The sequence below is a fragment of the Saccharothrix hoggarensis genome, assembly GCF_042678885.1.
In the GTDB taxonomy this organism is placed as follows: domain Bacteria; phylum Actinomycetota; class Actinomycetes; order Mycobacteriales; family Pseudonocardiaceae; genus Actinosynnema; species Actinosynnema hoggarensis.
The window spans coordinates 25451-39789 of record NZ_JBHTLK010000039.1 but is presented as its reverse complement, the minus strand read 5'-3'; the positions used below and the strand labels follow the sequence as shown (position 1 = coordinate 39789).

At 74.4% G+C, this 14339-nt stretch carries 4 protein-coding genes; all 4 read right to left on the bottom strand.

The window, feature by feature from the left end; all coding sequences use genetic code 11:
* Positions 1 to 5601, bottom strand: a 5601-nt coding sequence (locus ACFQ3T_RS10625) for an amino acid adenylation domain-containing protein (RefSeq protein WP_380722853.1), incomplete at its 3' end; no start/stop codon positions are given.
* A complete protein-coding gene (locus ACFQ3T_RS10620) occupies positions 5598 to 13568 on the bottom strand; it encodes an amino acid adenylation domain-containing protein (protein ID WP_380722851.1) in 7971 nt (2656 codons plus the stop codon). The genes ACFQ3T_RS10620 and ACFQ3T_RS10625, both read right to left, overlap by 4 nt.
* A gap of 150 nt (positions 13569 to 13718) precedes the next feature.
* The gene (locus ACFQ3T_RS10615) at positions 13719 to 13970 is read right to left on the bottom strand and encodes an acyl carrier protein (protein WP_380722850.1); all 252 of its coding nucleotides are present in this window, start codon (positions 13968 to 13970) and stop codon (positions 13719 to 13721) included.
* Between the two features lie 162 nt (positions 13971 to 14132).
* Positions 14133 to 14333 carry an MbtH family protein gene (locus tag ACFQ3T_RS10610; protein ID WP_380722849.1) on the bottom strand — a complete coding sequence of 67 codons (201 nt, stop codon included), beginning with the start codon at positions 14331 to 14333 and terminating at the stop codon, positions 14133 to 14135.
* Between the last annotated feature and the right edge of the window lie 6 nt (positions 14334 to 14339).

Below are 14339 nucleotides of genomic sequence, written 5' to 3'. Positions count from 1 at the left end.
GAGGGCGGGCCGGCCCAGGTAGCCGCGGGCCAGCGACGCGCCCGCGATGTACAGCTCCCCCGGCACGCCGGTCGGCGTGGGCCGCAGGCGCGCGTCCAGCACGTACGCCCGGGTGCCCGCGAACGGCTTGCCGATCGGCACCGGGCCGGACGGCAGCGGCACGCCGGCGGGCACGCGGTGCTGGGTGCAGTTGACCGTGGCCTCGGTGGGTCCGTAGACGTTGACCACGTCCGCGTCCGGGTGGGCGCGGCGCCAGGCCGCGACCGCCTCGCCCAGCAGCGCCTCGCCGCCCAGCAGCAGCTCGCCGCTGGGCGAGTACGCGTCGGGCAGCGCGGTCAGCAGCGGGAGGTGGCTCGGGGTGGCCTTGAGGAACGTGGCCGGTCGGGCGGCGAGGGCGGCGGACGTCCCGGCGGACTCCTCCAGCGCGGCGACGTGCACGCAGCCGCCCACCACCAGCGGCGTGTAGAGGGCCGTCACGGTGAGGTCGAACGACACCGGCGAGTGCAGCACCGCCGCGCCGGTCGCGCTCGGGTAGGCGGCGGCCGTCCAGCCCAGGTAGTCCGCGACCGACCGGTGTTCCACCACCACGCCCTTGGGCCTGCCGGTGGAGCCGGACGTGTAGATGACGTACGCGGGGTGCCCCGGGCGCAGCGGGGAGCGGCGGTCGGCGTCGGTGGGCGCGGTGACCGGGAAGGTCCGCAGGTCGAGGTCGGCCGGCCGGAGCGTCGGCACGTCCGCGCCGGGCACGCCGTCGCCGATCAGCAGCAGCGGCGCGGCGTCGTCGAGGACGTGGCGCAGGCGGTCCACCGGGTGGTCCGGGTCGAGCGGCAGGTACGCGGCGCCCGACTTGAGCACGGCGAGCAGCGTGACGACCAGGTCGACCGAGCGGGGCAGGGCCAGCGCGACGATCTCGCCGGGCGCGGCGCCGTGCCGGATGAGCAGGTGCGCCATCGCGTTGGCGCGCTCGTCCAGCTGCCGGTAGGTCAGCTCCTGGTGGGCCGGGCCGGTGCCACCGGTGACGGCGACGGCGTCCGGGGTGCGGGCCACCTGGGCCTCGACCAGCTCGGCGACCGGGACGACCGGCACGTCGTGGGCGGCGCTGTTCCACCGCGCCAGCGCGTCGTGCCGCTCGGCGTCGTCGAGGAGGTCCAGCGCGCCGATCGGCTGGTCGGGGTCGGCCGCCGCCGCGGCGAGCAGCCGTTCGAACCAGCCCGCGATCCGCTGCGCGGTGTCCTCGTCGAACAGGTCCGTGCGGTAGGCGAGCATGCCGTCCACGCCGTCCGGCGCGCCGTTCGCGTGCCGTTCGGACAGGCTCAGCGACAGGTCGAACTTCGCGCCGCCGCCGGTGGCGGGGTACGCGTCCGCCCGCAGTCCGGGCAGCGCGATGGTGGCCTCGCTGTTGTTCTGCAGCGTGAGCATCACCTGGAACAGCGGGTGCCTGGCCAGCGAGCGGCGCGGGTTCAGCACCTCCACCAGCCGTTCGAACGGCACGTCCTGGTGGGCGTACGCGGCGAGGTCGGTGTCCTTGGCGCGGTCGAGCAGCTGCCGGAACGTCGGGTCGCCGCTCGTGTCCGTGCGCAGCACGAGGGTGTTGACGAAGAAGCCGACCAGGTCGTCCAGCGCGTCGTCGGTGCGGCCCGCGACCGGCGTGCCGATCGGGATGTCCGTGCCCGCGCCGAGCCGGGTCAGCAGGGCCGCGAACGCCGACTGCAGCACCATGAACGTGCTCGCGCCGGCAACACGGGCCAGGTCGGCGAGCCGGGCGTGGGTGCGCGGGTCGAGCCACACCGGCACGCGGCCGCCGCGGTGGTCCGGCGTCGCCGGGCGGGGCCGGTCGGTCGGCAGGTCGAGCTGGTCGGGCACGCCGGCGAGCTGCTCCGACCAGTAGGCGAGCTGGGTGGCGATGAGGCTGTCGGGGTCGTCCTCGCGACCCAGCAGCTCGTGGTGCCACAACGCGTAGTCGGCGTACTGGACGGGCAGCGGCGCCCACTGCGGCGCGCCGCCGGTCGCCCTGGCCCGGTAGGCGTGGGACAGGTCGCGGGCCAGCGGGGACATCGACCAGCCGTCCGCCGCGATGTGGTGCAGCACGAGGACCAGCACGTGCTCGCCCTCGGCGACGTGCAGCAGGTGGGCGCGCAGCGGCGGTTCGGTGGTGAGGTCGAAGCCCGCCCTGGCGGCGGTGGCGATCGCGTCGTCCACCGCGTCGCGCGGCACGTCCGCGATGGACAGCTCGACCTCGCGGGCGGCCAGCACGGCCTGGCGCGGCGTGCCGTCGTCGCCCTCGGGGAAGACGGTGCGCAGTGCCTCGTGCCGGCCGACGACGTCGGACAGGGCGGACCGCAGCGCGCCGCGGTCCAGCTCGCCGGTCAGGCGCAGCGCCACCGGCATGACGTACGCGTCGGCCTGGCCGCCCATCCGGTTGAGGAACCACAGCCGGCGCTGGGCGAACGACAGCGGCACGACCTTGGGGCGGCGGCGGGCCACGACCGCGCTCCTGGTCCGCCTGCCCCGGTCGAGGCGGGTGGCGAGGGCGGCGACCGTCGGCGCGTCGAACAGGGTCCGGATGGCCAGCTCCACGCCGAGTTCGGAGCGGATGCGGCTGACCAGGCGGGTGGCGAGCAGCGAGTGCCCGCCGAGGTCGAAGAAGCCCTGGTCCGCGCCGACCTCGTCCACGCCGAGCACTTCGGCGAACAGCGCGGCGAGCGCCTTCTCGTCCTCTGTGGACGGTGCGCGTCCGGCGGCGGCCGATCGGTCCGGCGCGGGCAGCGCCTTGCGGTCCAGCTTGCCGTTGGGCGTCACGGGGAACGCGTCCACGACGACGAACGAGGCGGGCACCATGTACTCGGGCAGCGTGCGGGCGACGAGCGCGCGCAGCTCGGCGAGGTCGGGCTCCGCGCCGGCGGCCGGCAGGACGTAGCCGACGAGCCGCCGGTCGCCCGGCCGGTCCTCGCGGGCGATCACGTGGACCTGCTCGACGGCCGGGTCCGCCGCGAGGACGGACTCGATCTCGCCCAGCTCGATCCGGAAGCCGCGGATCTTCACCTGCTCGTCGGCCCGGCCGACGAACTCCAGCACGCCGTCGGCGGTCCAGCGGGCCAGGTCGCCGGTCCGGTACAGGCGGGAGCCGCCGGTCTCGAACGGGTTGGCCACGAACCGCTGCGCGGTGAGGGCGGGCCGGCCCAGGTAGCCGCGGGCCAGGCCGTGACCGGCCACGTACAGCTCCCCGGCGACGCCCGGCGGGACGGGCCGCAGCGCGGCGTCCAGCACGTAGCACCGCAGGTTCACCACGGGCGTGCCGATGGGCGGGGTGCCGCCGGGCACGAGCGGTCCGCTGATCGCCGAGGCGACGGTGGTCTCGGTGGGCCCGTAGCCGTTGATCATGGTGCGGCCGGCGGCCCAGCGCTGCACGAGCTCGGCCGAGCACGCCTCGCCGGCCGTGATCAGCAGACCGTCGGGCAGGAGGTCGGCGTCGGCCGCGGTGTCGGCCAGGGCGACCGGCGGCAGCGTGGCGTGGGTGATGGCGTGCTCGCGCAGCACGGTGGCCAGCGGTTCGCCCGGCATCATCCGCTCGGGTTCCGCCAGCACGAGGGCGCCGCCGGAGAACAGGCCCATGACGTACTCCCAGAACGCCGCGTCGAAGCTCGGCGAGGCGAACTGGAGCGTCCGGGTGCCGGGGCCGACGCCGAGCCGTTCGGTGTGCGTGCGGACCATGCTGGCGACACCGGTGTGGGTGACCACGACGCCCTTGGGGCGTCCCGTGGAACCGGAGGTGTAGATGACGTACGCGGGGTGCGCGGGGACGTGCGGCGCGACGCGGTCGGCGTCGGTCGGGTCGGTCGCCGGGAAGGCGCTCGCGTCCACGTCGTCGAGGACTAGCCGCGGCACGTCGGAGACACCGGCGATGACGTGGTCGGCCGCGGCGTCCACGAGCGCCAGCACGGGCCGCGCGTCCTCGACCATGTAGGCGATGCGGTCCGCCGGGTAGTCGGCGTCCACGGGCAGGTAGGCCGCGCCCGCCTTGCTCACCGCGAGCAGCGCCGTGACCAGCTCGATCGACCGGCCGCCCGCGACGGCGACGATGGCCTCCGGTCCGACGCCGCGCCCGATCAGCAGGTGCGCCAGCCGGTTCACCCGCTCGTTCAGCGCGCCGTAGGACAGCGTCCGCTCCCCCATGACCAGCGCGGGCGCGTCCGGGGTGCGGGCGGCCTGCGCCTGGAACAGCTCGCCGATCGTGGCGGGCGGCACGTCGGCCGCGGTGTCGTTCCACTCCCGCACGATCCGGGCGCGCTCGGCCGCCGACAGGACGTCGATCCGGCCGACGGCCTGGTCGGCGTCCGCGGTGAGGCCGTCGAGGACGCGCACCAGGCGGTCCATCGTGGACTCGACCCACTCCGGCCGGAACAGGTCGGTCCGGTACGACAGGCGCAGCTGGAACTCGCGGCCGGCGACGCCCGCCGCGCAGCTGAGCGGGTAGTGCGTGCCGTCCTTGCCGGGCACGCCCCGGATGCGCAGGCCGGCGATCGTGGCCGCGTCCTCGTCCGACTCGACCGGGTAGTTCTGGAACACCGTCACGGTGTCGAACAGCCGCTGGTAGCCCGCCATCTGCTGAACCTCGGCGAGGCTCACGTACTGGTGCGGCATCAGGTCGGCCTGGGTGCCCTGCACGCGGCGCAGCACGTCCACGACCGGCTCGTCCTGGCTCCACCGCACCCGCACGGGCAGGGTGTTGATGAACAGGCCCACCATGGACTCGATGCCGGTGACCTCCGGCGGCCGGCCCGCGACCGTGCTGCCGAACACCACGTCGGACCGTCCGGTGAGCACGCCCAGCAGCAGTCCCCACGCGCCCTGGAACAGCGTGTTGACGGTGAGGCCGCGTTCCCGGGCGCAGCGGTGCACCCGGTCGGACAGGTCGGTGGGCAGCACGCGGATCAGCGTGTCCGGGCGGCCCGGCGCGGCGCCCGGGTCGGCGGGCACCAGCAACGTCGGCTCGTCCAGCCCGCCCATCGCGTCGCGCCACGCGGCGTCGGCGACGGACTTGTCCTGACGGGCGATCCACTCCAGGTAGTTCTTGTACGGCGTCACGGGCGGGAGGCTGTTCTCGTCGCCGTACAGCTCGAACAGCTCCCGCACCACGATCGGCATGGACCAGCCGTCGAGCAGCAGGTGGTGCTTGGACAGCGCGAGCCGGAACCGGCCGGGCGCCAGGCGGAACACGGCGAACCGCACCAGCGGCGGGCTGGACAGGTCGAACCGGGTGGCCCGGTCGGCCGCGTGGCGCGCGGTCAGCTCCGCCTGCTGCGCCACCGGGTCGAGCGCGGCCAGGTCGACCTGCTGCCACGGGACGGTGAACTTGCGCGGGATGACCTGCACCGGCATGGCCAGGCCCTCGTGCTCGAAGCTCGCGCGGAGGTTGGCGTGCCGGTGCAGCAGCGCCTTCGCCGCCTGGCGCAGCCGCGCGACGTCGAGCGGACCCTCGACGTCCAGCAGGAGCTGGGACACGTAGAGGTCTTCGCCCTCGTCGTCCAGCAACGTCTGGAAGAGCAGGCCCTCCTGGAGTGGTGACAGCGGCAGGACGTCTTCGACCCTCGACCGTTTCACTGCGCGAACTCCCACTCGTCGATCGGCTCGTCCACGTCGTCGTCTTCCTCGTCCTCGTCGTCGTCGGCGGCGTCCAGCCGGGACTCGAACCGGTCGAGCTGGTCCTGCGTGACGGCGACCAGGGCGGCGTCGGACGGGGTCAGGCCGCCGATGTCGTCGCGCTCGCCGTGCGCCACCAGCCCGCGCACCGCGTCGGCGAAGCACGCCATCAGCTCCCGCACGTGCGTCTCGGCCAGGAGCGTCTGGGGCCACGACCAGATGACGACCAGGCGCGGCCCGTCGGCGTGGTCCTCGGTGATCGCGTTCACGGACAGGGTGTGCGTCAGCGGGGTCGCCGGGTCGGGCCGGCTGCCGGACACGTCCGCGCCGGCCACCATGCCCTCGTCGTTCACCGCGCCCCACGCCTTGGGCCGCTCCGACGCGCGGTACCGCCCGAGGTAGTTGAAGCTGATCTGCGGGTCGAGCAGGTCCGCGAGGCGCTCGCGCGTCCCGTGGTTGAGGAACCGCAGCAGGCCGTAGCCGATGCCGTTGTCGGGCAGCAGGCGCAGCTGCTCCTTGACCCGCTTGAGCGCGGCGCCGACGGCCGGACCGCCGTGCGCGAGCTCGATGGCGTCCACCGGGCCGGGGTCGAGCCGCACCGGGTACCGGCTGGTGAACCAGCCGACCGTGCGGGACAGGTCGACCGGCGCGCCGACGCTCGCCTCCTCGCGGCCGTGGCCTTCGAGGTCGACCATGACGGCGGTGGTGTCGTCGTCCTCGTCCTCGTCGCGGGCGGCGCGCCATCGCGTCACGGCCAGCGCCAGCGCGGTCAGCAGCACGTCGTTGACGCCCGCCTGGTACGCGCCGGGCAGCGTGGTGAGCAGCGGGGCGGTCAGGTCGGCGGGCAGGGTGTCCGTGACGAACCGGACCGTGCCCATGGTGTCGGTGGTCGGGTCCAGCGGGCGGTCGCCCAGCAGGGGGTCGTACTCGTCCTGCAGCTCGGCCCACATCCCGACCTCGGCGGCGCGCTCGGCGGTGTGCGCCTGCGCCACCAGGTGCTCGGCCCAGCGCCGGAACGACGTGCCGACCTCCGGCAGCTCCGGCGCACGGCCGGCGCGCACCGCGTCCCACGCGGCGGCGAGGTCGTCGGTGATGATCCGCCACGACACGCCGTCCACCACGAGGTGGTGCGCGACGACCAGCACCCGGCCCGGCGCGGACGGGCCCGCGTCGAACCACACCACCTGGACCATGCGGCCGGTGGCGGGGTCGGTGCGGTCCCACGCGTCGTCGCTGTGCTCGGCGATCACCCGGCGCAGCGCGGCGCCGGTCAGGCCGGTCACGTCGACGCGCCGCACGCACTCGGCGGCGGGCACCGCGCCCGGCTCCGGGATGAACGGCCGCCACTCCGAGCCGGTCGCGTCGCGGTCGAGCCGCATCCGCAGGGCGTCGTGCCGGTCGAGCACGGCTTGCAGCACCGCGACGAGCTTGTCGGTGTCCAGCCCGTCGGGCGCCTGGAGCAGGGTCGACTGGTTGTACCGGGCGATGGGGCCGCCGCGCTCGCGGAACCGGTGCAGCGCCGGGGTGAGCGCCACCTGGCCCGTCCCCTGGTCCGGCCCGGCCGAGACCACGCCGTCCAGGGTGCCCGCGCCGGCGGCCAGCGCCACCACGGTCTTGCGCTCGAACACCTGCCGCGGGGTGATCACCAGGCCGGCCTTGCGGGCCCGGCTCACCAGCTGGATGGAGACGATGCTGTCGCCGCCCAGCTCGAAGAAGTTGTCGTCGATGCCGACCGAGCCGGCCGCGAGGCCGAGGACGTCGGCGAACAGCCCGCAGAGGACTTCCTCGTTGTGGTCGCGCGGACCGCGGCCGGTGGACACCGGTGTGAGGTCCGGCGCGGGCAGCGCCTTGCGGTCCAGCTTGCCGTTCGGGGTCAGCGGCAGCTCGTCGAGCACCACGAACGCCGACGGCACCATGTAGTCCGGCAACGCCGCCGCGACGTGCTCGCGCACCGCCGCCGGGTCCGGCTCCGCGCCGTCGCCGACGAGGTAGGCCACCAGCCGCCGGTCGCCGGGCCGGTCCTCGCGGACGACCACGGACGCGGTCGCCACGGCCGGGTGGCCCACCACGACCGACTCGATCTCGCCGAGCTCGATCCGGAAGCCGCGGATCTTCACCTGGTCGTCGGCCCGGCCGACGAACACCAGGTCGCCGTCCGCCCGGCGCTTGCCGAGGTCGCCGCTGCGGTACATGCGGGAACCGGGCGGGCCGTACGGGTTGGCCACGAACCGCTCGGCGGTCAGCGGGAACCGGTTGAGGTAGCCGCGGGCGGTCTGGCTGCCCGCCACGTACACGTCGCCCGTCACGCCGGGCGGCACCGGCCGCAGCGCCGCGTCGAGGACGTAGATGTCGATGTTGTCGAACGGGCGGCCGACCGCGAGCGCGCCGCCCGGCAGGTCCGTGCCCGGCTCGATCCGGTGCTCCGAGGCGTTCACCGTCGTCTCGGTCTGGCCGTAGACGTTGAGCACGGTGAGCTGCGGCTTGCGGGCCCGCAGGTCCGCCAGCGCCTCGCCGAGCAGCATCTCGCCGCCCAGCAGCAGGTGCCCGCTCGGGGAGAACTCGTCCGGCAGCGCCGCCAGCAGCGCGACGTGGCTCGGCGTGGCCTTGAGGAACGTGACCTCGCGCTCGGTCAGCACCGACCGCACCTGCTCGTCGTCCTCCAGCGCCGCCAGCAGCACCGTGCCGCCCGCGACCAGCGTCGTGTAGAGGCCGGTGACGGTGAGGTCGAAGGAGATCGGCGAGTGCAGCAGGGTCAGTCCCGCCGTGCTCGGGTACTTCGCCGTCGTCCAGGCGAGGTACGCGGACAGGGCGGCGTGCTCGATGATCACGCCCTTGGGGCGGCCGGTGGAGCCGGACGTGTAGATGACGTACGCCGGGTTGGCGGGCGACGCGGGGCTGATGCGGTCGGCGTCGGCCAGGTCGGCCGACGACCGGCTCTCGACGTCCGCGATGACGGCGGGGTCGTCGAGCAGCAGCCGCGGGGTGTCGGACTCCAGCTCGGGCAGGTCCGTGGTGGACGAGGTGAGCAGCAGGGTCGGCGCGGTGTCGGCGAGCATGAACCGGATGCGGTCGGCCGGGTACTCGGGGTCGACGGGCAGGTACGCGGCTCCGGACTTCAGCACGGCGAGCAGCGCGACGACCATGTCGACGGACCGGGGCAGCGCGATGGCGACGTACCGCTCCGGGCCGGCGCCGTGCCCGACGAGCACGCGGGCCAGCCGGTTCGCCCTGGCGTTGAGCTGGGCGTAGTCGACGGAGTCGGCGCCGCAGATCAGGGCGGTGGACGTCGGGTCGGACGCCGCGCGGGCCTGGAACCGGTCCGGCAGCGTCACCACGGGGACGTCGCGGCGCGGGCCGTTCCAGTCGACCAGCAGCCGCCGGCGCTCGTCCGCGTCGAGCAGTTCGACGTCGCCGACGCGGGTGTCCGCGCTCGCGACCATCGCCCGCAGCACGCGGGTCAGCCGCCGGCCCAGCGCCGTGACGGTCTCCTCGTCGAACAGGTCCAGCGCGTAGTCGATGCTGCCGTGCAGGCCGGCGGGCTCGCCGTCCGGGCCGGTGCGCTCCTCGAACCCGAACGACAGGTCGAACTTCGAGGTGCTGATGCCCGCGTCGCGCGGGCTGACGTCCAAGCCGGGCAGGCCGAAGTCGGCGACCGGGTTGTTCTCCAGCGTGAGCATCGCCTGGAACAGCGGGTGCCGCGACAGCGAGCGGTCCGGCGCGAGCGCGTCGACCAGCCGCTCGAACGGCACGTCCTGGTGCGCGAACGCGGCCAGGTCGGCCTCCCGGACGCGGTTCAGCAGCTCGCGGAACGTCGGGTCGCCGGAGGTGTCGGTGCGCAGCACCAGCGTGTTGATGAAGAACCCGACCAGCTGGTCGAGCGCGTCGTCCGTGCGGCCCGCGACGACCGTGCCGATCGGCAGGTCGACGCCCGCGCCGACCCTGGTCAGCAGCGCGCCCAGCGCCGCCTGCAACGCCATGAACAGGCTGGTGCGGGTGCCGCGGGCCAGCGCGAGCAGGTCGCGGTGCAGGTCGGCGTCGAGGTCGAGCCGGACCGTGCCGCCCGCGAAGTCCGTCTCCGCCTGGCGGGTCCGGTCGGTCGGCAGCTCCAGCTGCTCCGGCAGGCCGCGCAGCGCGTCCTGCCAGAACGCGAGCTGACGGCTCAGCGCGCTGTCCGGGTCGTCGTCGGCGCCGAGCACGTCGTGCTGCCACAGCGTGTAGTCCGCGTACTGCACGGGCAGCGGCGCCCAGCTCGGGGCGTTCCCCGCCGCACGGGCCTCGTAGGCGGTGGACAGGTCGCGGGCCAGCGGCTGCATCGACCAGCCGTCGGCGGCGACGTGGTGCATGACGAGCAGGAGGACGTGCTCCCGCGCGCCGACCGCGAACAGGTGCGCCCGCACCGGCAGTTCGACGGCCAGGTCGAAGCCCTTGCCCGCCGCCTCGGCCAGCGCACCGTCCACTTCGGACTGCGCGACCTCGGTGACGATCAGCTCGGGCCGTGCCTCGGCGGCCGGGACGACCTCCTGGTGCGGCGTGCCGTCCACGTCGGGGAACCGGGTGCGCAGGGTCTCGTGCCGGTCGACCAGGTCGCCCAGCGCCGCGTGCAGCGCCGTGACGTCGAGGTCGCCGGACAGGCTCAGGGTGAGCGGCATGTTGTACGCCGCCGAACGCTCCTCGAAGCGGTTGAGGAACCACAGCCGGCGCTGGCCGAACGACAGCGGGACGCGGTCGGGGCGCGGCATCGGCCGGACGGCCGTGCGCGCGCTCTCCGCGCCACGCAGCCGGAGCGCGAGCGCGGCCACCGTGGGCGCCTCGAACAGGGTCCGGATCGGCACCTCGACGCCGAACGTCGAGCGCAGGCGGCTCACCAGCCGGGTCGCGAGCAGCGAGTGGCCGCCCAGGTCGAAGAACCCGTCGTCCACGCCGACCGACGGCACGCCCAGCACCTCGGCGAACAGTCCGCAGAGGATCTCCTCGGCCGGGTCGCGCGGCGCACGGCCGGCGCCGGCGCCGGTGAACTCGGGCGCGGGCAGGGCCTTGCGGTCGAGCTTCCCGTTCGCCGTCAGCGGCAGCGCGTCCAGCCGCACGAACGCGGCGGGCACCATGTAGTCCGGCACCGAGGCCGCGACGTGCGCCCGCAGCGCCGCCTGGTCGAGCGCCCCGCCGCCCGAGGGGACGACGTACGCGACGAGCCGCTTGTCGCCGGGCTGGTCCTCCCGCACGACCACCGCGACGTCGCCGGTGCTCTCGTGCGCGCCCAGCACCGCCTCGATCTCGCCGAGCTCGATGCGGAAGCCGCGGATCTTGACCTGCTCGTCGGCGCGGCCGACGAACTCCAGCGCGCCCGCCGCCGTCCACTTCGCCACGTCGCCGGTGCGGTACATGCGCACGCCGGGCGTGCCGAACGGGTCGGCGACGAACCGGTGCGACGTCAGGCCGGGCCGGCCGTGGTAGCCGCGGGCCAGGCCCTCGCCGGACACGTACATCTCGCCCGCGACACCGGGCGGGGTCGGCCGCAGCGACCGGTCCAGCACGTACACCCGGAGGTCCGGGATGGCGCGCCCGATCATGCTGCCGGGGCTCGCGGCCGCCGTGGGCTCGTCCAGCGCGAGGTAGCTCACGTGGACCGTGGTCTCGGTGATGCCGTACATGTTCACGAGCACGGGCGCGTCGTCGCCGTGCCGCGCGTACCAGTCCGACAGCCGCCACAGGTCCAGCGCCTCGCCGCCGAACACCACGCACCGCAGCGCCAGGCCGCGGCCCAGGTCCGGGTTCTCCCGGTCGGCGCGCATGAGCTGGTAGAACGCCGACGGGGTCTGGTTCAGCACGGTGACGCGCTCGCGCACGAGCAGGCGCAGGAAGTCCTCCGGCGACCGGCTCACCGCGTGCGGGACGACGACGAGGCGTCCGCCGTGCAGCAGCGGGCCCCACAGCTCCCAGACGGAGAAGTCGAAGGCGTAGGAGTGGAACAGGGTCCACGCGTCATCCGGGCCGAAGTCGAACCAGTGCTCGGTCGAGGACAGCAGGCGCAGCACGTTGCCGTGCGGCACGACCACGCCCTTCGGCCGTCCCGTCGAGCCCGACGTGTAGATCACGTACGCGGGCCGCCGGGGGTCGATCGCCACGGACGGGCGGTCGGCGGCACGGCGGTCGAGCGCGGCGGCCGTGTCGGCGTCGTCCAGCACGACCCGCTCGACGTCGAGGTCCGGCCCGAGGGCGGCCAGGCCGTCCCGGGTGCCGACGACGAGCGCGGGCCGCGCGTCCTCGATCATGAACGCGAGCCGGTCCGCCGGGTAGTCGGGGTCGAGCGGCACGTACGCGGCGCCGGACTTGAGCACCGCGAGCACGGCGACGACCAGGTCGGCCGAGCGCGGCAGCGCCAGCGCCACGAACCGCTCCGGGCCCGCGCCGTGCTCGACGAGCAGGCCCGCCAGCCGGTTCGCGCGCTCGTCCAGCTCCCGGTACGTCAGCCGGACGTCCTCGTAGACGACGGCGGTGGCGTCGGGCGCGAGGTCGGCCTGCCGGTCGAACGCCGCGACGATCGAGTCGTGGGCCGCGGGACGCGCGCCGGTGGTGTCGTTCCACTCGTGCACGATCCGCGTCAGCTCGGCCTCGGTGAGCACGTCGACGCGCCCGACCTGCCGGTCGAACCCGTCGGCCAGGGCGTCGAACAGGTGCAGGAGCCGGTCGCCGAGCAGCCGCACGTCGTCGGCGGACAGCACCTCGGGGCGGTGGTCGAGCCGCAGGCCCAGCGAGCCGTCCTCCTCGATGCCCGCGATCAGGCTCAGCGGGTAGTGCGTGGCGTCGACCGCGGTGACCGCCGCGACCTCGACGTCGCCGGCGGCCACCCGCAGCGCGGCCGGGTCGAGCGGGTAGTTCTCGAACACCGCGATGGTGTCGAACAAGGTCGTGTGCCCGGCGATCCGCTGGATGTCGGGCAGGCCGAGGTGCTGGTGCGCCATCAGGCGGGACTGCTCGTCCTGGAGGCGTCGCAGCACGTCGGCGAACGTCCGGTCGGCGGGCAGCGTCACGCGGACCGGGAGGGTGTTGATGAACAGGCCGACCATGGACTCGACGCCGGGGATCTCCGGCGACCGGCCCGAGACGGTGGCGCCGAACACCACGTCGTCGTGGCCGGTGGAATGGGCGAGGAGCATGGCCCACACGCCCTGCACCACGGTGTTCATGGTCAGGCCGTGCCGGCGGGCCTCGTCCGCGAGGCGGCGGGTCGACGCGGCGTCGAGCGCGACGGTGTGGTGCTCGGGCGCGGCCCCGCTGTGCTCGGGGGCGTCCGGGGCGATCAGGGTCGGCTCGGCCAGCCCGCTCAGCGCGTCCGCCCACGCCTGTTCGGCGCCCGGGCGGTCCTGGCGGGCGAGCCAGGCCAGGTACTGCTTGTACGGGGTGACCGCCGGCATGCCGGCGTCGTCGCCGCGGCTCGCGTACAGCTCGAACAGCTCGCGCACCAGGATCGGCATCGACCAGCCGTCCACCAGGATGTGGTGGTTGGTCAGCACGAGCCGGTGGCGGTCCGGGCCGAGGCGGAACAGCGTGCAGCGCAGCAGCGGGGGGCGGGCGAGGTCGAAGCGGGTCGCGCGGTCGGCGGCGGTGAGCCGGTCCAGCTCGGCGGCCTGCGCGTCGGCGTCCAGCCCGGAGAGGTCGACGTCCGCCCACGGCGCCTCGACCTCGCGCGGGATGACCTGCACCGGGCGGCTCAGCTTCTCGTGGCGGAACGCGGCCCGCAGGTTCGGGTGCCTGCGCAGCAGGGCTTGGACCGCGCCGCGCATCGCGGCGCCGTCCACCGGGCCGTCCAGGTCGAACAGGAGCTGGACCGTGTACACGTCCACGCCCTGCTCGTCGTAGAGCGAGTGGAACAGCAGACCTTCCTGCAACGGCGAGAGCGGCAACACGTCCGCCAGGCCAGGCTTGGTCATCTTTCACAGCCTCCAGTCGGCGTCGAGCAGGTCGGTGGTGCCGAGTCGGTCGTGCGCCGTCGGTCGTGCGCGGTCGGTCCTGGCGGTGGTGGTGCGTCGCGGGCCGGTCCGCCCCGTGTGGTCGCGGACCGGCGCCGCGGCGCGGGCGGGCTACCAGCCCGCCGACTCGCTGACGACCTCGTACACACCGCGCAGGTTGACCATCCGGCCCAGCTCGGCCTGGTCGATGGCGATGGAGAACTGCTTCTCGAGCGACGCGAGGATCTCGATGGCGCGCAGCGAGTCCGCGCCGTGGTCCTCGTTGAACAGGCTGGTCTCGGTGACCTCTTCCGGCTCGATCTCGAGGATCTCGCAGACGATGTCCTTGATGGTGGCCATGCGCTCGTCGACAGCGGTGGTCATCTCTGGTGTCCCTTCGGTGGCGGAGCTTGGATCGCGATGCGGTGGTACCGGCGGCGTGCGGCGGGGTTCCCGCGTTCCTGCGTAGTCTTGCGGGGCCCCGCCCGGCCGGGAAGGTGCTTTTCCTGATGCTGCAACGGGTTTCGCGGGGGTGGTGCGGAAGGGTCAGCTGTGGACCAGGCTGGCGGGTCGCATGTCGGTCCAGTTGGCCTCGATGTAGTCGAGGCAGGACTGCCTCGACGCCTCGCCGTGCACCGGGCGCCAGCCCGCGGGCACGTCCACGAACGAGGGCCACAGCGAGTGCTGGTTCTCGTCGTTCACCAGCACGAAGAACGTGCCCTCGGCGTTCTCGAACGGGTTGGTCATGTCGGC